The sequence below is a fragment of the Zhongshania aliphaticivorans genome (genome assembly GCF_902705855.1).
GTDB classification, from domain to species: Bacteria; Pseudomonadota; Gammaproteobacteria; order Pseudomonadales; family Spongiibacteraceae; genus Spongiibacter; species Spongiibacter aliphaticivorans_B.
This window is the reverse complement of record NZ_CACSIJ010000001.1, coordinates 101,062-121,669: the sequence shown is the minus strand read 5'-3', so window position 1 is coordinate 121,669 and position 20,608 is coordinate 101,062. Positions and strand designations below refer to the sequence as shown.

The 20,608-nt window shown below is 46.7% G+C and carries 22 protein-coding genes; 15 read left to right on the top strand and 7 right to left on the bottom strand.

Translation table 11 applies throughout. The features are described from left to right. Window positions 1-34: 34 nt before the first annotated feature. Window positions 35-835: a phosphate ABC transporter ATP-binding protein PstB gene (gene pstB, locus GVJ32_RS00545; RefSeq protein WP_235035022.1), complete on the top strand. Its 801-nt coding sequence runs from the start codon at window positions 35-37 to the stop codon at window positions 833-835. A 69-nt stretch (window positions 836-904) separates the two neighbouring features. Then, entirely contained in the window at window positions 905-1,621 is a 717-nt protein-coding gene (gene phoU, locus GVJ32_RS00540) for a phosphate signaling complex protein PhoU (RefSeq protein WP_159238111.1), read from the top strand. A 21-nt stretch (window positions 1,622-1,642) separates the two neighbouring features. Here the strand turns inward: phoU and GVJ32_RS00535 are convergent, their stop codons facing one another. After that, a complete protein-coding gene (locus tag GVJ32_RS00535; protein ID WP_159238110.1) occupies window positions 1,643-3,157 on the bottom strand; it encodes an AbgT family transporter in 1,515 nt (504 codons plus the stop codon). Between the two features lie 86 nt (window positions 3,158-3,243). After that, window positions 3,244-4,281, bottom strand: a complete 1,038-nt coding sequence (locus GVJ32_RS00530; RefSeq protein ID WP_159238109.1) for an AraC family transcriptional regulator — start codon at window positions 4,279-4,281, stop codon at window positions 3,244-3,246. 178 nt (window positions 4,282-4,459) lie between these two features. Between GVJ32_RS00530 and GVJ32_RS00525 the strand changes: the two genes are divergently transcribed. The 7 genes from GVJ32_RS00525 (at window position 4,460) to GVJ32_RS00495 (ending at window position 11,584) form a co-directional block, all read left to right on the top strand. Next, window positions 4,460-5,566 (top strand): alkane 1-monooxygenase, encoded by a 1,107-nt coding sequence (locus GVJ32_RS00525; protein WP_159238108.1) that lies wholly within the window; start codon window positions 4,460-4,462, stop codon window positions 5,564-5,566. A 339-nt stretch (window positions 5,567-5,905) separates the two neighbouring features. Continuing rightward, complete coding sequence (locus GVJ32_RS00520) at window positions 5,906-7,165, top strand: MFS transporter (protein WP_159238107.1); 1,260 nt, start codon at window positions 5,906-5,908, stop codon at window positions 7,163-7,165. Window positions 7,166-7,719: 554 nt separating this feature from the next. Beyond that, complete coding sequence (locus tag GVJ32_RS00515; protein WP_159238106.1) at window positions 7,720-8,424, top strand: pseudouridine synthase; 705 nt, start codon at window positions 7,720-7,722, stop codon at window positions 8,422-8,424. Between the two features lie 56 nt (window positions 8,425-8,480). Further along, window positions 8,481-8,792: a DUF2288 domain-containing protein gene (locus tag GVJ32_RS00510; RefSeq protein WP_235034988.1), complete on the top strand. Its 312-nt coding sequence runs from the start codon at window positions 8,481-8,483 to the stop codon at window positions 8,790-8,792. Then, window positions 8,789-9,088 carry a hypothetical protein gene (locus GVJ32_RS00505; RefSeq protein WP_159238105.1) on the top strand — a complete coding sequence of 100 codons (300 nt, stop codon included), beginning with the start codon at window positions 8,789-8,791 and terminating at the stop codon, window positions 9,086-9,088. Before GVJ32_RS00510 ends, GVJ32_RS00505 begins: the two co-directional genes overlap by 4 nt. 25 nt (window positions 9,089-9,113) lie before the next feature. Further along, the gene (locus GVJ32_RS00500; RefSeq protein WP_159238104.1) at window positions 9,114-11,192 is read left to right on the top strand and encodes a GNAT family N-acetyltransferase; all 2,079 of its coding nucleotides are present in this window, start codon (window positions 9,114-9,116) and stop codon (window positions 11,190-11,192) included. After that, window positions 11,192-11,584, top strand: coding sequence for an HIT family protein (locus tag GVJ32_RS00495; protein WP_159238103.1), 393 nt, complete (start codon window positions 11,192-11,194; stop codon window positions 11,582-11,584). The genes GVJ32_RS00500 and GVJ32_RS00495 overlap by 1 nt, the downstream gene beginning before the upstream one ends. A gap of 12 nt (window positions 11,585-11,596) precedes the next feature. On the opposite strand, the gene GVJ32_RS00490 is transcribed toward GVJ32_RS00495, so the two are convergent. Continuing rightward, window positions 11,597-13,522: a B12-binding domain-containing radical SAM protein gene (locus tag GVJ32_RS00490; RefSeq protein WP_159238102.1), complete on the bottom strand. Its 1,926-nt coding sequence runs from the start codon at window positions 13,520-13,522 to the stop codon at window positions 11,597-11,599. A gap of 308 nt (window positions 13,523-13,830) precedes the next feature. Between GVJ32_RS00490 and GVJ32_RS00485 the strand changes: the two genes are divergently transcribed. After that, window positions 13,831-14,259 carry an SRPBCC family protein gene (locus GVJ32_RS00485; RefSeq protein ID WP_159238101.1) on the top strand — a complete coding sequence of 143 codons (429 nt, stop codon included), beginning with the start codon at window positions 13,831-13,833 and terminating at the stop codon, window positions 14,257-14,259. Between the two features lie 19 nt (window positions 14,260-14,278). On the opposite strand, the gene GVJ32_RS00480 is transcribed toward GVJ32_RS00485, so the two are convergent. Next, window positions 14,279-15,547, bottom strand: coding sequence for a CinA family nicotinamide mononucleotide deamidase-related protein (locus GVJ32_RS00480; protein WP_159238100.1), 1,269 nt, complete (start codon window positions 15,545-15,547; stop codon window positions 14,279-14,281). 148 nt (window positions 15,548-15,695) lie between these two features. Here GVJ32_RS00480 and GVJ32_RS00475 point away from each other — a divergent pair, with 148 nt between their 5' ends. After that, window positions 15,696-16,064 carry a hypothetical protein gene (locus tag GVJ32_RS00475; RefSeq protein WP_159238099.1) on the top strand — a complete coding sequence of 123 codons (369 nt, stop codon included), beginning with the start codon at window positions 15,696-15,698 and terminating at the stop codon, window positions 16,062-16,064. Between the two features lie 15 nt (window positions 16,065-16,079). Continuing rightward, window positions 16,080-16,289, top strand: a complete 210-nt coding sequence (locus GVJ32_RS00470) for a type II citrate synthase (RefSeq protein ID WP_159238098.1) — start codon at window positions 16,080-16,082, stop codon at window positions 16,287-16,289. Between the two features lie 28 nt (window positions 16,290-16,317). On the opposite strand, the gene GVJ32_RS00465 is transcribed toward GVJ32_RS00470, so the two are convergent. Continuing rightward, window positions 16,318-16,551: a DUF2789 domain-containing protein gene (locus GVJ32_RS00465; RefSeq protein WP_159238097.1), complete on the bottom strand. Its 234-nt coding sequence runs from the start codon at window positions 16,549-16,551 to the stop codon at window positions 16,318-16,320. Between the two features lie 99 nt (window positions 16,552-16,650). Further along, entirely contained in the window at window positions 16,651-17,424 is a 774-nt protein-coding gene (locus tag GVJ32_RS00460) for a glucose 1-dehydrogenase (protein ID WP_159238096.1), read from the bottom strand. 123 nt (window positions 17,425-17,547) lie between these two features. Between GVJ32_RS00460 and GVJ32_RS00455 the strand changes: the two genes are divergently transcribed. Continuing rightward, window positions 17,548-17,985, top strand: a complete 438-nt coding sequence (locus GVJ32_RS00455; RefSeq protein ID WP_159238095.1) for a hypothetical protein — start codon at window positions 17,548-17,550, stop codon at window positions 17,983-17,985. 74 nt (window positions 17,986-18,059) lie between these two features. On the opposite strand, the gene gltA is transcribed toward GVJ32_RS00455, so the two are convergent. After that, window positions 18,060-19,343, bottom strand: a complete 1,284-nt coding sequence (gltA, locus tag GVJ32_RS00450) for a citrate synthase (RefSeq protein WP_159238094.1) — start codon at window positions 19,341-19,343, stop codon at window positions 18,060-18,062. Window positions 19,344-19,871: 528 nt separating this feature from the next. Here gltA and sdhC point away from each other — a divergent pair. Next, window positions 19,872-20,246, top strand: coding sequence for a succinate dehydrogenase, cytochrome b556 subunit (gene sdhC / locus GVJ32_RS00445; RefSeq protein ID WP_159238093.1), 375 nt, complete (start codon window positions 19,872-19,874; stop codon window positions 20,244-20,246). Next, the gene (sdhD, locus tag GVJ32_RS00440; RefSeq protein ID WP_159238092.1) at window positions 20,240-20,608 is read left to right on the top strand and encodes a succinate dehydrogenase, hydrophobic membrane anchor protein; all 369 of its coding nucleotides are present in this window, start codon (window positions 20,240-20,242) and stop codon (window positions 20,606-20,608) included. The genes sdhC and sdhD overlap by 7 nt, the downstream gene beginning before the upstream one ends.

Sequence of the window (20,608 nt, the reverse complement as noted above, 5' to 3'; positions counted from 1 at the left end):
TGACAAATCTACGGTAAAGGCGCACGCTATTAATATGGAGTCGCTGGGGCGGAATCGAGTGGAGCAATCTATTCACGATGAAGACATTACATTAACGGTCGATAACCTTGATTTGTATTACGGGGAAAAGCAGGCACTGTTCGATGTGAATATGGTTATTCCTCGTAAAAAAGTGACCGCGTTTATTGGGCCTAGCGGCTGTGGTAAATCGACTTTACTGCGCTGTTTTAATCGCATGAATGATCTGGTCGATAGCTGCCGCGTTGACGGTGGTATTTCTTTAGATGGTTCTAATATTTACGACAAACGGGTTGATGTGGCAACGCTCCGCAGACGGGTTGGTATGGTTTTTCAAAAGCCGAACCCGTTCCCGAAATCTATTTATGAAAATGTTGCCTATGGTTTGCGTATTCAAGGCATCAATAAAAAACGTGTGTTAGATGAAGTAGTAGAGCGCTCTTTGCGCGGCGCCGCATTGTGGGACGAAGTAAAAGATCGTTTGCATGATAATGCTTTGGGCATGTCGGGTGGCCAGCAGCAGCGTCTTGTTATTGCACGCACCATCGCGGTAGAGCCTGAAGTGTTGTTATTGGACGAGCCTGCGTCAGCGCTAGATCCTATTTCAACATTAAAAATTGAAGAACTTATTTACGAACTAAAAGACAAATACACTATTGTTATCGTTACCCACAACATGCAACAGGCTGCGCGTGTGTCTGACTACACTGCTTTTATGTATATGGGTAAGTTAATCGAGTTCGATAATACAGATATTCTTTTTACCAACCCCAGTAACAAGCAAACCGAAGATTATATTACCGGTCGCTATGGGTAAGCCTGAGGGGGGCATCGGATTCATCAGAGGTGTCTTAAGGTTTGCTAACAGATTTTTGGGAGATTGATTATGAAAGATAAAAATTCGCACACTCATCATATATCTCAGCAGTTTAATACTGAGTTAGATGATATTAAAACACGTATGTTAGAGATGGGTGGCTTGGTTGAGAAGCAGGTTGCCGATGCTACTAATGCGTTTATGAATTTGGATACGGGCTTGGCGACTGACGTAAAGTTAGGTGACAAAGCGGTTAATAGCTTAGAAGTGTCAATTGACGAAGAGTGCACCATTATATTGGCGCGCCGTCAGCCAGCGGCAAGTGATCTGCGCTTGGTATTGTCGATCAGCAAGATTTTAAGTGATCTTGAGCGTATGGGTGACGAGGCCAGCAAGGTCGCAGACAGTGCGATTAAACTGACCGAGCTAGGCGGTTTGTCACGCAGTGTTCTTGAAATTCGTCATATTGGTGACCATGTGTCTGGCATGGTACGTAATGCATTGGATTCTTTTGCACGCCTTGATATTGATTTAGCACTCGCCGTTGCAGAAGAAGATAAAGCGGTTGATTTGGAATACGGCACTGCAATGCGCAGTTTGGTCACGTATATGATCGAAGACCCGCGCACCATTTCATCTGTCTTACAGGTAATGTGGGCATTGCGATCTTTAGAGCGCGTTGGTGATCACGCCAGAAATATTGCCGAGCATGTTATCTACCTAGTAAAGGGTGCGAACGTCAGGCACGTTGATATTGATGAAATGGCGGCGACGGTACAGGAGTAGGGCGGCCTTCAATTGCCTGTTTTACCCTGGCCCCAAAGGTAAACCTGCTGCTAACCACAGGCTGAGTAGCAGCGACCAAGCGACAAGAAATATTACCGAGTAAGGCAGCATCAGTGCCATTAAGGTGCCCATGCCCGCAGATTCGTCGTGGCGCTGCATAAAGGCGACTACCACACCAAAATACGGCATTAACGGCGTAATGATATTGGTGCTGGAATCGCCTATGCGATACGCCATCTGCGCTGACTCAGGATCTATGCCCAATAAAAATAACATCGGTATAAATATGGGGGCCATTAAGGCCCATTTCGCCGAGGCGCTGCCGATTAATAGATTGATGCTGGCGCTGATTAGAATGAATCCCACCAGTAAACTTGTTTTCGAGAGTTCAAGCCCTGCTAGCCAGTTTGCGCCATTGATCGCAGAAATGGCGCCTAATCCAGTCCAGTTAAAATAATTGACAAATTGAGCGGCAAAAAACATCAGAACAATGTAGCCAGATAAGCTGCCAATGCCGTTTTCCATTCCAGCAATCCAGTCGTGATGGCGTTTATATTTACCTGTGCTATAGCCAAAAATAAGGCCGCTGAGGGTGGCGTATAGCGCGATAAAAACCACAATGCCATTTAGTAAAGGCAGTGCGGCTAAACCCTTGGGATCGGGATTGCGCATTAATCCATCGGCAGGGATAACTAACCACAATAAGAGAAGTAAGAAGGCAACGCTGAAAATGGCGACTTTCCGTATGGCAGCTTTTAAAATTGGTGTGTTTATGCGCTGCTGTGACTCGTCATTAAATTCCCCCAGATTAGGTTTAGCTAGGCGTGGCTCTACAACTTTTTCGTTTACCCATGCGCCGGTTACAGTAATAAACGCCGTTGATACAAGGGTGAAGTAATAATTGCCACTGGTTAATACGCCGTGCTCCGGCGCGACTAAAGCCATCGCTTCGCTGCTGATACCAGACAAAATGGCATCTACCGGACCTAGTAGTAGGTTGGCACTGTAGCCACCAGAGACACCGGCAAAGGCGGCTGCAATACCGGCCAATGGCGATCTTCCTGCTGCGCGAAATATTAGCGCCGCCAGCGGAATGAGTACGACGTAGCCAGAGTCAAAACCGATGCTCGACATAACACCGGCAAAAACTACAAAGCTGCTCAATAAGCGAGGCGGAGCGCTTGCAGCTAGGCGCTGTAATACGTGACTTAATAGGCCGGAATCTTCTGCAACTGCGATGCCTAAAATTGCGACTAACACCGAGCCTACCGGCGCGAAATGAATAAAATTGCCGACGGCATTGCCGACCATCCACTTTATGCCTTCCGCACTCAATAAGGATTTTGCAGTGATGACGTCATTTGTAAGTGGATGTTGTGCAGAAAACCCGATGAACTCCGCCAAGACTGAAAAGGTAACGATGGCGATACAAAAATAAATAAACAACAAGACCGGATTAGGTAGACGGTTGCCGGCGAGCTCAAGACTGTTCAGCCAGCGCTGAATGAATGGCGGGGCAGGTTTTGCATTGTTCATGGGCTGAAGCCTGTTTTTGCGTGGTTATTCTGCGCTAAGTATACCGATAGTCTAATGATTTTTACGCTGTAGGTGTCGGACTTGTATTATCGATTACTGTTTTTATTGCGGAATTGCTCAGGAGGAATGCCATGCCAGCGTTTAAATGCGCGCCGAAAGTTAGAGCTATCGTGATAGTTGAGCAAGCCTGCAACCGCATCCACCGACAGCTGCGTATCGAGTAAATAGCCTGTTGCAAGGGACGAAAGCACATCGTCACGTACTTCCCGAAAACCGGTGCTTTCGGCATTTAAGCGCCGTGCCAAGGTTCGCTTACTAATGAACATGGTGGCGGCGACGGCGTCTTCTGAAAGTTGATGATTGGGGTGAGATAATAGAAGTTTACGTACCTTGGTCTTGGTGTCCAAATGACCTACGTGTAGTTGATCGAGCAGGCTTTTACACTGGTTTAGCGCGTATTCGTAGTTATTATGTTCTGCGGACGCATTTGGTGTGTTGATGAGTCCAATGGGGATTCGGAGTGAATTGCTGTCTGCCGAGAAATTCACTTCGCAGGGATAGAACTGTTGGTACTTTGCTTGGTAATTTGGTGCAGAGTAAATAAATTGTAGGTGCCCCTCGGTAAGTGGACGGCCTAGGATGAACTCGGTGATTGCAAATACTCCCAGACTTAGCGCTTCAATAACGAGTCGATAAATTTTGTCATCGACCTGTGGGTTTGCGTGGAAATGACATTCCAGCCATTCTGGGCTGGTGCTGATGTCCATTTGCGTGAGGTTCATCCGCAAGGGGAGGAAGTTTGTAAAAGCTTCCATTGCGTCAATTAAATTAGAGCTGCTATGCACTAAAAAGCCTAAGGGGCCATGAGTTGGTGGAATGAGATTTTGACCAAAGTACAAGCCAAAAGCCTCATCGCCAGATACATCGAGTGCATTGCTAAGAATGCGGATCTGTTGAGCCCCAGTAATGTAGGTGTCATCACGCAACAGGTCGCTGGTGTTAAGCTGAGTATTGGCTAATAGTAGATGGAGGTTTTTTTCGACGAGGCCTAAGGTGCGTGCAACGAGGCGTGAATAACCAATCGGAATTGAGGGCGTGGATAGGCTAAGTTCAGAAAAATCCATCTCGTTCTCCTATTAAAGGCTTGATTGTCTTTAAATGACCCTGTGTTGTCAATAAATGACCTGTTTCGTCTTCTGGGAAAGTTCATACTTAGTACCGTCAAGAGAAGGTGGTTGCGATTGTTCGGAACTACTTGTCTTTGCTAAGTTTACGAAATAATAAGTATGGGCGGACGTTGTTATGTTTGATTATCTACGATATTACTTTTCTCCTGCATTGCAGATTATGACTGCAGTAGGTATTTACCTTGGTGGGCCTTATGTGTGGTTTGGACTTGCAACCCTTCCAGGCCTCGCGATTCTAGATACCGTGCTACCGCGCGACACTAAAGAGCGTAACATTAACAACCGCGCCTTAGCAGATATCCCGATCTGGATAGGTGCGCTATTCTCAGTTGGGCTTTACCTCTTTTTGGCTTGGCGTATTGGTCAGGGCAATATGAGTACGGTAGAAATGATTGGCGGTACGCTGTCTGTTTCTTGGTTGGGCGTCATTATTGGCGTGCCTAGCCTCCATGAGCTTTACCACCAGCAAGGTACTTTGCAGAAGTTTATAGGCACCTATTTACAGGTTGTTTACCTAGATGCATCACGTGACATCGGTCACCGTGTAGGCCACCATCTGGATGTTGGTACACCAGAAGATTGTGATACCGCACCGCGTGGTGCCAATCTTTATGGGTTTGCTGTTAGAGCTGTGTATGAAAGTACTATCACTGGATGGCGCTTAGAAAGTGAAGCGATGATGAAACGTGGCAGATCGCGTTGGTCTATTCATCACCGTGTATGGAAAGCGATACTTGCCTTTGTTGTATTTGAGCTTGCTATGTTTGCAATCGGTGGTGCTAACGCCGCACTTTGTGGCTTAGGTGGCGCGTGTCTCGCCCGTCTGTGGGTTGAAACGTTTAACTACTTCCAGCATTACGGCCAAGTTCGTATTCCAGGTAAACCGATTGGTCGCCGCCATGTTTGGAATCATTTGCAACCCATTAGCCGCATTGTTGCCTTCGAAATCACCAATCATGCGGATCATCATTTGGATGCGTATACGCCTTACTATCGTTTAAAGCCAGACGCTACTGCGGTTAGAGTTCCAAGTGTGTTTGTTTGCTTTTTGTCTGCTTTGATTCCGCCGATTTGGAATAATGTCGTGATTAAGCCTGCTTTAAAAGAATGGGATCTTAATCATGCAAGCACTGAGGAGCGAGAATTAGCGCGTCAACAAAACCTTCGTGCTGGATGGCCTGATTGGTTTGAAACCGAAACGGAACTGTCTTCGGCTGCTTAATAACTACTAAAGCTCCTCAAAGAATACGTAAGCGCGTTTCTTTGGGGGGGCTGCCCCTCGCTTTACATCCCCACTTATCGCACCCCGTATTAGTTTTACTCATCTTGGCCTGATTTAGATAAGGTTCATTGCAAGCAAATTGTGTTCACTTGTTAGACTATTTCTTGTCGCTGTACAGTTATACTGAAAATGCGCTGGGAGCACTTTGCGTCTGTTTTTAGTTCTAGCCCACGAGACTGAGGCTATTTAGTCTTCGGAAATGACCTTAAAGTAGTGTGATCAGTTTCTAGTAGCTCTACCATATATAATATAAAGGCTTGAGTGAGGGGGTTAGCGTACGTGAGTGATTCGGTGCCAACGACTGGTAAATCCAGCTTTAAGGCGATGTTTACCCTTTACTTAGCCATGATGAGTGTTGGTATGGGGCAGACAGTGGTGTTTGCGATTTTGCCGATGCTGGGTCGAGAGCTTCATCTTGATTTATTGGTATTCAATCTGCCATTTTCTGACATTGTCATTGAGCCTAGAGAGCTGGCAATCACGTCTTTATCTGCCTTGACGGCGTTTGTATTTTTTGTTGTCGCACCTAAATGGGGGCGACTTAGCGACCGTTGGGGGAGAAAGCCACTTATTATATTAGGCCTATTTGGCTATGTTGTTGGTACCTTGGCGTTTAATGGCGTTGCCTATTTAGGCCTGTCAGGCGCGCTTGTAGGTACCGCCTTGTTCACCTGTTTAATTCTTAGTCGTGTGTTCCACGCTGTGATTATGTCGGCCACTCATCCCGCGTCGGCCGCTTATATGGTTGATGTGACATCGGTATACGAACGTACCAAGGGTATGGGTAAATTACAGGCCTGCAATCAACTGGGGGTGATGGTCGGGCCAGCACTAGCATGGTTTGTCAGTATCAATTACCTTGCCCCACTTTATATTCAGGCAGCAGTTGCGTTTATTGTCGGTGTTTTAGTTTGGCGCTATTTACCTGCTATTCCACCCGCGAATACGAGCGGTCGCAAACAGCCTAAACTCGCTTACTTTGATCCTCGATACCGTATATTCCTCGTATTGGGATTTATCATCTACAGTTTGCTGGGTATGGTTCAGCAAACCTTGGGTTTCTACTTTCAGGACACCTTAGACATAAATGGAATTCGTGCTGCTCAGCTATTTTCAAGTGCGATGGTGGTGTCGTCGGTCGCGATTTTAATTGCCCAGTTTTTGGTGGTGCGCAGCTACAGTGGCTTGCCTATGCGCTTATTACGGGTTGGCTTACCGTTTATGCTGATGTCATATTTATTACTAGCAAACGCCAGCGCATTGTGGATGTTGTTTCTTGCTATGGGGCTGTTTGGGTTTGGTATGGGGTTAACCGGTCCCTCGTTTACCGCAAGTGCAACGATGGCGGTAGAATCTCATGAGCAGGGTGGTTTGGCGGGATTGCTTGGTGCTATCGCTGGTTTAGGATTTATGTTTGGGCCACTGATTGGCGGCGCTTTATATAGACTCTCGCCGACTTATCCATATTGGTGTTCGGCGCTTGTGATGGCCGTCGTTATTTTAGCATTGTCAATGCTAGAAAAGTCATGGCGCCAGTAAAATCACAGCTATATTACAGTCTGGTTAAAAATCATGCTGATCTCTCCGTGCACCGTGAGCCCTGTCTCACGTAGGTAATCTACAAGCTTATCCACAAGCTTATTCACCTATATTGGGGACAACTTAAATTTTTCACCATTGTGTTGATGACTTATATACAAGCGATTTATTAAGGCCCTGACTCATTTTTCATAAACATGGTACGAGTTTGTGATTGTCTTCACGTATTTGCAGGGGTTTAATGGAGCGATAGTTAGCTCTTCTCGTGCCTGTGAACAATCAGTTTGGCGGTGCTTATGGTGAGCAATGCGACCGTTCGACTTAGGGGAGAGCTTTAGCGAGTAGGAGAGTCCATCGGCATAATGATGCTGTTGAGATGAAAGTGCCGTTGCTTGACATATATACCGATGTCGCCGCAACCCTGAATTTGGTGATTGAATAGTTAATGCAGCGTACATCGCCAAGCACGGGGTGTCGCTAGAAATTGATGTGTTACGAGTACGGCTGGCTAAAAGCCGTAAGTGTTTTGCTGGGGATCGGACTGATTAACAGATATGCCTGAAGATCGTGAATTGAATTATCGTTTGTTGGAAAACAACGACGAGTATCTGGTCATAGATAAGGCGCCGGGAGTTAATCTGCACCGTAATCAACATGCACAGAGCTTGGTTGATGTATTGCATAGAGATTTTCCTGGTGAATTCTTTCACTTGGTACACAGACTGGATGATGCGACATCGGGTTTAATGGTACTTGCTAAAAATCCAAGTGTTGCGGCAGAATTCGGTGATTTGTTTGCAAACCGCGAGGTTGAAAAATTTTATTTTGCCCTCGCGAAGGGTAAACCAATGAAAAAGCAGGGTATGGTTATTGGTGATATTAAAAAAAGTCGCGGCGGCAGTTATTTACTCAGTCGCACGCGGAGTAATCCCTCGGTAACCCAATTTTTTAGTTATGTCTTAGAAAACGGTCGACGCGCTTACTTGCTGAAACCCCATACAGGAAAAACCCATCAGCTGCGGGTTGTGATGAAAAGTCTCGGTGTGCCAATTACTGGAGATCAGCGTTATGGGCCGAGTGTTCAAGAGGCCGACCGAATGTATTTGCATGCCATGGCGCTGCGCTTCACGTTTCGGGGTGTTGAGCGTAATTATATGTGTGCTCCCCAGATAGGTAAGGACTTTCTTGATGGAGCACTGCAAACAGTGTTGCTAAACTGCACCCCACCGTGGGACATCAAGTGGCCTGAGTTAAGCTAGCCGCAGTAGAATGAGCTTCCCGTTAATTTGATATAGTCGAACTGTAAGGTGTGAGCGTGGTTTTAGACGAATCTTCTGAGTTAATGACGAAATTAAATCGAGAAACTTCTCGAATTTATTGGACGGAATTGCAGCGATTTTACGCGCAAGGTGCGGTTTTAGTCGTTGCGCCTGAACTAGATCTAGTTGCTACTGCAGTCGCGATTGCAAATGATGATGCCGAGACGATATCTACATTGATGAAAAGTGGGCAGCTTCAGAAGGCGACCGAAGAGCTTGCAGTAAATTGGTTGGCCGATAATTGTGAAGTCTGGGCGGTCGTTGTTGCGCCGTGGGTTCTTGTTCAAAAGGATCGATCTCTTTCGTGAGTGAATATGATGTGGTGGGCTACCTTGCTGAGTTAGACGCGAAATTGCTCGCTTTTTTTAAAGATCAGGCAGAAGGCTTAGATATTCCCCCCGCACTACTGTATCGCATAGAAGGGTTTATTGAAGCGGGCCTTGCCGCAAAGTTAATTAGTCCACAAGAGATTAGGGGCCGACTTTGTGAGCTGGCAGAACGTTATGCGCATGAGGAAGTGGCAGCGCTGTATCACGGTGATGAACGTTTTATCCTTCATATGCATATGCCGGAGGCACCGGTGTACCCATCTAGTAAATCATGACTGTATTCAGCGTGCGGAAATGACAGTGCTGAATGATTTTATTCAGCAGCTCTGTGCTGTGGGCGAAAATAACGGCCATCGCTACCTTGTGTTTTTAAGTGGGCCGCAAGCGTGGGGCCGAACTCAGCTTGCTAACTGCGATATCCTAAATCAAAAATCATTGTTACTGGCAACAACCCCTATTCGAAATATTACGCCGAGTATTGCTAAATCTAGCCTAGGTCAGGAGTTTAGTGCAGTTCTTATCGATGCCTATTCTGCGCAGGCAGTGGATGATTGGCTTGCTGCTGCAGGAACCCTAGTTGCGGGTGGTGTTTTGATTATATTGTGCCCAGTATTTGATGAATGGCCAGCCTACTTTCAAGCAAACTCTGATGCCGTAGCTGACAATACTACATCGCTTTTCTTGCAGCGGTTTTTAACAAAGGTGGCCAGTTTTACTGGGGTATATCGTTTCGAACACCAGCAGCACTTTGAGACTCATTTTGTAGAGCCGCTTCCGTTTTTAAAACCTGTTCCTTGGAAGCGAGTTTTGCCAAGTATTGATCAGCAGGCGACGGTCGATGCGATTGTGCGCGTTGTGAGTGGTAGATCAAGACGTCCTTTAGTTATCAGATCAGATCGCGGCCGTGGGAAGACATCTGCACTGGGAATCGCGGCAGCAAGCTTGTTGCGTGAAGGTAAATGTAAACGTATAGCGATTACCGCCACAAATATACATTCCGTTGATGCTGCCTTTAGACAAATTCAACAATTGCTGCCTGACGGAGAGATGCTAGCGTCTAGCTTTCGTTTCAAGGATTGCGAATTTACCTTCTTAGCTGCGTTCGAACTTATTGCAGATTATAGCTGGGATTTAATATTAGTCGATGAAGCGGCGAGTATCGCCGTCGGTCTCTTATATGAGCTATTACAGCACCCTAGAATTGTGTTTGCGACGACAGTACATGGTTACGAGGGAAGTGGGCGAGGCTTTGATATTCGATTTAAAGAAATATTAAATCGTGAGCGTCCGCAGTGGCGTCGGATCGCGTTGCGAGAGCCGCTGCGGTGGGCGGGAGATGACCCACTTGAGCAATGTCTAAATGAGGCTTTTTTATTAAGCGCAGAGCCATTGGTGCCTGACGGAATTGTCGATCCTAAAGTTAGAGTGCTACAGAGAGATGATTTGGCACAGGATGACATTCTTGCGCAGGTATTTGGTTTACTGGTGCAAGCGCATTATCAAACCTCGCCCCGCGATTTGCAGTATATGCTTGATTCGTCGAGCGTCATTATTGTGGCCGAGTGCGGGCACTGTGTAGTGGGCGTTTGCCAGTTGATTCCGGAAGGTGGTTTGAGCACAGATTTAACTACAGCCATTATTGCGGGGCAGCGTAGGCCTAAAGGGCATTTAGTCGCTCAACGACTTGCACATATCAATGCCGATGGGCGTTATGGGCAAAATAGTAGTTATAGAGTAAATCGTATAGCTGTGGTGTCGGAGTCCCGGCGTCAAGGAATAGGGCGGCGCCTGTTGCAAGCGGCAGAACAATTTGCTGACGAAAATCACTGTGCGTATTTATCATCTAGTTTTGCTGCTTCATCAGATGTTATTCCGTTTTGGTTGCAGAATGGATTTGAAGCCTTATGGCTAGGTAGTAAGCGAGATACATCTAGCGGTGCTTATTCTTTAATTGTTGCCAAAGCGCTTTCTGACGAAATGGAATTAAGTTTTAAAACTATGCAACAAGCGCTGTTGCAAAATGTAACGTTGACGGTTCGTCATACTCATAAACAAATCAGTGCTGATGTGCTCGTTGCTTTATCTGCCCTTAAGCCTGTTTGCATCTCTGGCTTGGATGCAGATTTTATTGTGGTGCAGCGTTATTGTCGTCGTGAATTGTTTTTTGAACAGGCTGCGGCAAGTTTAACGCGTATGTGTCATGGTCTGAATTTGCAGGCTTATGCCGATGCGGAGTTGGCGGTTCGTGCGCTGGTGCTAGGAGAGGGGTGGGGGTATTTGTCAGCGCGTTATCAGTTAGATGGGCGTCTTGCAGTAGAAAATCGATTGCGAAATTTATTCCAACAAATAATTGAAAATCATATAGACGAGGGGAAATGATGAGCAGTATTTTTACAAAAATTATTCAAGGCGAGCTTCCTGGGCATTTAGTTTGGGAAGACGAGCACGCGGTTGCTATTTTAACAATAGAGCCAATACAGGAAGGCCATCTTTTACTGATTCCGCGTTCAGAGATCGATCATTGGGATGATCTGCCTACGGAATTGGCGGCGCATTTAATGGCGGTGTCGCAGCTGTTGGCCAAAGCTTTAAAGAAAGCATTTTCCTGTCGTCGGGTGAGTATGATGATCATTGGCTTAGAAGTGCCGCACACGCACATTCATCTTTCACCTATAAGCGATATGGCAGATGCCAATATCAGCAATGCAAAGCGCGCTGACAGTGAGGCACTCGCCGTAACTGCAGATAAAATTCGCGCTGCGTTAGCATAGTGTTTTTGTTCGCTATTGCATTGCCTGTGTGGGTTTAACATTAGGGTGAATGATTTTTACAGTTTGGATGTCAGACTGTTGATGTTGGATCTCACCTCTAAGCCATGCGCCGCCATCAGGATCTTTTAATATTGTGCCGACACCGCCTGGGGTTTTAATGCTGAGCACTTGATGTGTGCCAGTGATGAGGTCAGCGGTATCTGGAAGGCTGAGGCAGTCGAGCGCGGCTTTACTGCTTATGGCATTAAAATTAAATTCGCAATTGATTTCTGTTGCTTCGCCGCAGCGAGGTGATAGTGCGTAATCGAGTGCAAGAATATTTCGAGTTGCATCACTTAGATGGTTATTTTGTGTTTCTTCTAAGTAATTGATAATTTCTAATTCAAATAGGGCGTATAAGCGTAGGGGGTTTTTTAATATGCTTGTAAAAATAGTCGCTCTGTTTTCATAGACCATCATTCTGTCTTGAAGGTCTAAATTAGGCAGATCATCTTGATATTCGACGCAAACCGCACGTAGCAATGCGCGTAATAGCGGTGCAGTGGTGATGCCGTTTTGTAGCGCCAAATAACGAATGGCTAAAGGAATAAGATGGCCGTGTGCAAATAGGATGTGCGCGGTGATAAGGAAGTAGCCTTCAATGCCTTCGTTGCGATCAAAAGTATGGCAGGCGACAACGTATTCGCCTTTGGCTTTTCCATAACCCGCCACGGGAATAGTTTCAATTTTATAATCTAGACGCTTTTCGTAAAATTCCGTGCCTGGCAGCAATGTGTAGGCAAAAATGTTGAGATTGGGAAAGGTTTTTAAGAGTTGGTCTAAGTTACTTTCAAACTCTGCGAGATTGTCGCCCGGTAGGCCCCAAATCAGTTCCGCCGCAATAGGTACACCTTCTGCGGCCATTTGACGTGCGATGGGTTCATATTTGTTGGCCGCCATGTTTTGCCGATTGCTCAGTTCGAGTGCCAGTGGTGTGAGTGTTTGCAGTGCAAGCTGGTAGTGGGGCAGCAAGCCATTTTTATGGAGTAAAAGAACAATTTCCTGTACGCGGGGGCTGTGCTTCTTTGACCAAGAAGTGGCAAAGCTGCTGGGTAATCCGGTTTTTTCTTTTAATTCGCAAATAAGTTGCGCTTTTTCTAAGTCTTCTTTTAGTGCACCAAAATTTGAGTCTGCGAGCCAGATGTCTTTAATTCCGGCATTGACGATTTTATGCCAGTCGCTACGCACTCTATCCATAGAGAATTGGTACATTTTTGTGCCGATGGCGCCGGTGCCCCATTCGCAAAACGCACACTTGAACGGGCAGCCTCGACTGGTCTCATATGAGATGGAGTCATATAGAGGTTTGCCCTCAGCATCGCATAAATCCATGACGTCTAAGGCGGAGGGGAGTTCATCAAGGTGCTTTCTACGTTGGCGCTCAGGGGTTTTATGAATCTTGCCATTTTCTAAATAAGCGATTCCATTTATTGCAGGCCAGTTGCTGCGCTGAGGATGATCTAAAATTTCTTGGAAACTGGTTTCTCCCTCACCGAGAATAATGATGTCGATGGGGTCGTCTCCGAGGTAATCTTCCGCCTGTTGCACGTGCGGGCCACCCGCAATGCAAAGCACCTCTGGGCACTCCGTTTTAATTTGATGAATAAGGTCGAGGAATTCTGCGGCATTCCACGTGTACATACTAAAACCAATGACCGCTTGTTGACCTGCGTGTCTTGCGGACTTTATGGCCGGCAAGTACGTTTCTTGCCAACACTGCTGCCAGCGAGTGATGGCGTCTTCGTCTTTAAAGTGGATTAGGTCAATCTGATAGTTATCTGTTTGGCTGCCGTACTGCTGGTAGTAGGCCTTCAGCCCACCTGTAGTGGTAGGTGCGGCCCAAAATTGGTCGGAATCCATGCTGAATAGCAATACGGGTGTTTGAGATGAACTATTCATGGCGCTGTTCCGAATGTTGAATGCTTATTATGTTATGAGATTTCAGCATAAGGTCACGAGCGAAACCAATACGAGGCAAAAAACGGCGTAAAAGCGGAGTTTTAATGCTGTATTGGCTAGCGAGTAGTTATGCGGAAGTCTCGTTATAGCTTTGTTACTTACTTAAAGAGTACCAGTGTTTAGAGGGGGCGCCAATTAAGGCTTGTTCATATTACCAAGGGTTTATATAGCTAGGCCGTTCGGGTGAGGTGGGAATCTCAGTGATGAGGCATTATGCCGAATAATTAATATGAGCAAGGGTGATTGGAATGGTTGAAACGCATTTGGCGCGTGAGTTTAATGTCTCGGCACATACGGTGTGGGAGTTGTTAGAGAATTTTGGTGATATTAGCTGGGCCCCCGGTATTGACAAAATTGAGCTTATTGGGAGCGGTATCGGGATGACTCGTCGCTTACATATTTCAGGTTTACCGGAGCCTATAGATGAGGTGCTCACAGCGCAGGACCCATCTACCATGAGTTTTTCTTACGATATTCCGCGCGGAGTGCCCATGCCAGTTACGAATTATTCGGCAAATGCCAAGGTTACAGCGCTTGATAACGAACGTTGCCGTATTGATTGGTATGGGCGTGCAGAGCCTAAAGGCGTGAGTGAGAAAGATACCATTGCAATGATCAATGGCGCGTATGAGATGTTACTACAATGGATTGCTGATCGACTTTTAGTGGCGGTATAACACCGACGTGCCGCCACGCTTAGGCGCGGCGGCGGGTCATGAGCTCGGGTAAACCGGGGATGCTTAGTATATGGCGTCTTATAAGGTCTAAGCCTAGGGCGGTGACTAAGGTCTGAAATAAATGCCGGTCTACCGGGAGGAAGAATTTTTCTACTTTCAGGTTTTCTCGACTTCCCCATGCTAGCCATACGGTGCCGACAGGCTTGTCTTCGCTGCCGCCGTCAGGTCCAGCTATGCCGGTGACGGCGATAACTAGGTCGGCGCCAATAGTGTTTAAAGCGCCTTCAGCCATTTGTTTAACAACGCTTTGACTGACAGCGCCTTCCGTATTTAAGCTGTTTTCTGAAACACCTAGCAGTTGATGTTTTAGTGCATTTGAGTAACTAACAATCCCGCCAGGAAATACCTCTGATGCGCCGGCGACACCGGTAAGCTCCGCAGCTATTCGCCCACCGGTGCAGGATTCAGCGGTACAAATGCTGAGCTTGTGTTGCTTTGCGGCGGCGATGACTGATTGCGCTAGATTTAAGGGCATGTCGCCGAGCAGGTGATCATCGATTAGGTCAATTATTTTGCCGCGCCATTCGTCAATCTTTTTGCTGGCATTTTGGCCACGGGTTGTTAGTTTTACTTCGAGTACAGGCATCGACGCGCGAAAGCCGAGTTCAACATCATTGGGCCAGTCGGGGTAATGCTTGTTGACTCTTTCTTGTATTGACGATTCGCCAAGACCAAATACTGCTAAGCGCTGAGTTTGAATATAGTCAGAACTAAATTGCGCGGCTAATAAGGGGATGATTTCGTTTGTCATCATTACCTTTAGTTCGCTCGGTACCCCCGGTGTAGCTAGAACTAAGCAATTACCGATTTTTATCTGAATCCCAACAGCGCTTCCTCGTGAGTTCGCGATAATGCCACTGCCCGCTGGCAGCAATGTTTGTTTGAGGTTTGATGCATTTAGGCGAAAACCCTTTTGTTCGCACCACTGGCTTAAGTGGGCTAGGGCGTCAGGGTGCTCAGTGATTGGCTTGCCAGTGGTGTTGGCTAGCGCGAGCGAGGTCATGTCGTCAACAGTGGGGCCGAGGCCGCCGTTAATAATCAATACATCGCAGTCAGCAGCCAAATCGTGAATTTGCATTTCTAGCAATTTAAGGTCATCACCGACGGTGACTTTTTTATCAATCCGCCAGCCATAATCGGTGATTAGTTCGGCAATCATTGAGGAGTTTGAGTCGATCGTATCGCCAGCCATGAGTTCATTGCCGGTAAGGAGTAACTGCAGTTTCATATTATTTAGCGTTTCCTTGTGCTGAAATCATTGTTGCTTTTGGACTTTGCGGTGTAAATTTGAGGCTTATGTTTACTTGTCTTAGCATAGTAATGTCTTTACCGACTAAGCTCTAATTTTTTGTATGTGTTCTGCTGGGAGTTACAAAATGAAATCATCACTTGGTGTTTTGCTGGCGGCAGTGATTGTTGTTGCGTTACTGGTCTTTGAGTATTGGCAATATCGAGACGAACAGGCCTACCGCGAAACTCTGAATACACAATTGATTCAGTTATCAGAGCGTGTAAGTAGCATTGATCAGAGGGTGCAGCTTGCTAAAAGTGAAATGGACAAAATCCAGCAAAATTCTTTGGGTGGCTTAATTGAGACTGCTAACGATGCCTTGATTCAGGGGTGGTCGGCGATGATTAATTCGGTAGAAAAAGAGTTGGAGCGTGCCAAGCAGGGGATTGCAGCGCAGCCTAATGGTTCATCATCTGCGGATCCTGCGCCCAATAATGGTGCGGGCTCGCGATAACACGGAATATAAATAATGCCTGAAATTAAACGCTTAGTTCAACCTGTAGAAGTGAATTACGTCTGCGATAAGTGCGGGCATGGAATGATGGTTAGTGCCGGTGAGATGAATCCAGCAACGGGTGAGATCCCCCATAAATGCATGATATGCAGTTATCGGCAGGTTTTTAAGTGGGTGTCTTACCCGAAAATTAGTTATGTTGGCCTAGACGAGGGAAATAGCTAATGCCTTGCTGGGCTAGGCAACGCCTGCGCTAATAGCGCAGGCGTGCATCTAACTCATCGACTAATTCCGCCCATTCCGCGTCAATATCTAAAGATTCCTTCAGAAAATTGGCCTGTGCTGGTTTCCAAAAACTTGCTTCGTGAATCTGCAAGCCTCGGGGTAAGGGGCGGTGTCGAACAATGAAACGCTCAATCTCTTTGTCTTCACTTGGAAGGCCAAGCTGGTCAAAGAGAAGGTTCATTGTATGTAATTCGGTGTCCATTGGGTCCTCCGCAGACAAAATCAGTATTACATGCCCAATATAGAAGACCCTTTAACGGCTTTCCAGTGTTTGTTTTACCAGTGTGTTTGTGAATATCTCCTAAGAGCTGGGCAGCATGCTCAATCGCATACCGGCTTGCCAACCACCGTCTACTAGAAATTCCGCCCCCGTGGAGTAGCTACTTTCATCGGAAGCCAAGAAAAGTGACATATTGGCGACCTCTAGGGGTAGCCCAACACGGGGTAGAGCATGGTTAACATAAAATGCATTGTCTTGATCGCTGGGTTCCGTTTTGCCTTCTGCACCGTGCATAGCCGTAAAAATTCCGCCGGGGTGAACCGTATTGACACGAATATTGTAGGGGCCTAGTTCAATTGCTGCCGATTTACTAAGGCCTCTCACCGCCCATTTACTAGAAACATAAGCAGATAAACCGTTTTTGGCTTGTAAGCCATCAATTGAGGAAATGTTAATAATTGAGCCTCCCCCTGCTTTTTTCATAGGTTCAATCGCGGCTCGAATGCCAAGGTAAGTACCAAGCTGGTTGATATTGATGACCCGCATGTAATCTTCGGCGTCTGAATCCGCAATAGCGGCCACGTGTAGGATGGCGGCGTTGTTTATCAGCACATTTAGAGGTCCAAGCGATTCGGCTTTGTTTATGAGGTTTTGCCAGTCAGACTCTTTTGATATGTCGGCATGGATATAATGAGCGCGGTCGCCAAGTGAGGCGGCCAGGGCCTCTCCTGCGTCGTCAATGATATCTGCGATAACGACGCTGGCGCCGTGCTCCACAAATAATTTGGCGGTCACTGCGCCCATGCCGCGTGCGGCGCCTGTGATAATAGCAACTTTTCCAGTGAGTCTGCTCATGTGGTCTCCGGTGATTGGTGTCGTGTAAAATGCAGTTAATGTATACGTGACGTTTTGACACCGCTATTGTCCAATCGGACGAGGTATGTGTGGTGTCGCACTTGATTTAAGTGGTATTTAAGAATGATTAATCGTTGTTGTGTGTGTTTTTTGTTGTCAATTGTATTGGTGTCTTGTGGGGAAAAGCCTAAAGTGGCGCAGGCAGTAGAAAAAACTGAGTCTGAGCGTCACGACAATTTTCCACTTGTCGATGAAAATGCTATAGAAAACACCTCGCCAGAAGCTCGGACTGTGGAAGAGTCCGTGCAAAATCAGCCTGTGCTTGATTTGAGTTTACCTAGTGATTTACAGGATGATGTGCAAAATTGGGGAGAGGAAAAAAGTCGCTACGGTGTGGAGGCTTGGTTTGAGCAATCTGGCCAAAGTGAAGAACAGCGTTTGAAAATAAAAACAAAGCTGCGAATGAAGGAGGGCGCTGAGTTCGATAGAAATAGCAATTTTAGTAGCTACGGTGATTCTGTAGATGGTGCCGAAATGGGGTTTGAGTATAAAACACGCTAGTTTTGATGTTTGATCTGAGATATAGAATTAACAGTGGAATTAAAAAAGGCCGCATAAGCGGCCTTTTTTACGTCTTAACGCTTGTCCAGTGGAACGAAGTCGCGTTGCGCTGGGCCAGTATAAAGCTGGCGAGGGCGCCCGATGCGGTAGCTGCCGCTGATCATTTCATTCCAGTGAGCAATCCAGCCTGGGGTGCGGCCCAAGGCGAAGATAACGGTAAACATGCTAGTTGGAATACCAATCGCTTTAAGAATAATACCTGAATAGAAATCGACGTTTGGATAGAGCTTGCGGTCGATAAAGTATTCGTCTTCCAGTGCAATTTGCTCTAGGCGCTTAGCAATTTTCAGCAGTGGGTCGTTCTCAAGGCCTAACTCCGCAAGTACTTCATCTGCCGCTAGCTTCATTACTTTAGCGCGCGGATCAAAATTCTTATAAACACGGTGACCAAAGCCCATTAGGCGGAATGGATCATCTTTATCTTTTGCTCGCGCTACAAACTCGTCGATACGTGATGCATCGCCGATTTCATTAAGCATATCCAGTACGGCTTCGTTTGCGCCGCCGTGCGATGGCCCCCAAAGTGCTGCAATACCTGCAGAGATACAGGCGAAAGGATTGGCACCTGTTGAGCCGGCAAGACGCACGGTTGACGTTGATGCATTTTGCTCGTGGTCAGCATGCAATAGGAATATTTTGTCCATTGCTTTTGCGAGTACGGGGTTTACATTGCTTGGTTCGCAGGGATTACCGAACATCATGTGCAAAAAGTTTTCTGAGTAGCTCAGATGATTTTGCGGGTACATAAAGGGCTGGCCAATGGTGTATTTGTAAGTCATTGCCGCCAAGGTTGGCATTTTCGCAATTAGGCGAATTGCTGAGATTTCGCGGTGTTTCTCGTCTGTAATGTCTAGTGAGTCGTGGTAAAACGCAGAGAGGGCACCAACTACGCCGCACATGATTGCCATTGGATGAGCGTCGCGGCGGAAGCCTTTGAAGAAGGTGCTCATTTGGTCGTTGACCATGGTGTGCATGCGGACTTTATTAACGAAGGTTTCTTTTTGTGCTGCGTTTGGCAGTGCGCCGTATAGTAATAAATAGCAGGTTTCTAGGTAGTCGGATTGTTCGGCCAGTTGTTCTATGGGGTAGCCACCGTGGAGTAGCACACCTTTATCACCGTCAATATATGTGATTTTTGATTCGCAGGCTGCGGTTGAAACAAAGCCGGGATCGTAGGTGAAATATCCGTTACCCGTCAGGGCGCTGACTTCGATGACGTCGGGACCGATGGTGCCAGAGTGGACTTTAAGGTCTAGCGTTTTTCCATCGATACTCAGACTTGCTTTCTTATCGCTCATGTGGGACGGGCTCCTGTAACTTTTTAGCATAGCTTGTGGCGTTGACTCCCCGAGTCTAGCATCCGGTAAGGTATTACCTGAACGTAACCCGGGGAGATCCGCATTTCGCGGGAGTGACAAATATAGAGAGCTGAAATGTTTTGTCAACGGTGAGAACATTTTAACGTGGTATTGGTGCGGATGGAATTCTAAATATTCAGTCCTGCAAGGTTTTTATCGTTTGTATGTAAATGTTCGCTAATTATTGCGCACGAAATTAGTGAGGTCATGTTTTTGCTATGGCGCCATAATGGTGCGAAATGGTCTCTTAAGCCTTTGATATTCGAGTTTTTTGCTGCCCTTTTGTGGGTGTTTAAGGGTTTGTAATTGCCCTTCGATGGCCCTATAATGCGCGGCGTTTCTTCGGGAGTTTAGCTACTCCTGTTTCTAAGAAGCGATGCTGGGTTGGAGAGCTCAGTATCTGATTGATCCACTCCCTTTAAACCGCTCGTAATATATGGGCCAGAAATTAAAAGTGTGGCAAAAACCGTGAACGATAAACGACCTGTAAATCTGGATATCGGAACAATCGCGCTGCCGATTACCGCATATACCTCTATTTTACACCGCGTTAGTGGTGTGTTTCTTGTGGCGGGCGTAGCCCTGCTGTTTTGGTTGCTTGGTACAAGTCTTGATGGCCCAGAGGGCTTTGAACAGGCGAAGGCGTGTCTAGCATCGTTCTGGGGTAAGTTGAGTATTTGGGCCGTGTTGATCGGTTTGAGTTATCACTCAGCAGCCGGTGTGAAGCATTTGGTTATGGATGCAGGCATTGGTGAGACTATGAAGGGCGGCGAGACTGGGGCGAAATTGGTCTTGGCGGTGACGGCGGTATTGGTTCTGCTGACGGGGTTGTGGATATGGTAAGTTCAGTAACGAATTTGGGACGCAGCGGTTTATCTGACTGGCTAATACAGCGAGTTTCCGGTGTGGTGCTACTAGCATATATGTTAGTGGTTGGTTTTTATCTGGTCTGCAGTGGCTCAGAAATTACTTATGCACAATGGAGTGCATATTTTGATAGCACCTTTATGCGTGTGTTTAGTACTGCAGCGGTGTTGTCCATTGTAGGACATGCTTGGATCGGTTTGTGGTCTGTATCTACCGATTATTTAACCGAGCGAATGATGGGTGGCCGAGGCACGTTGTTGCGTTTGGCATTTCAGGCGGCGTCAGCTGTTGTGTTATTCACCTACCTCGTTTGGGGCATCCAGATTCTTTGGAGTTAA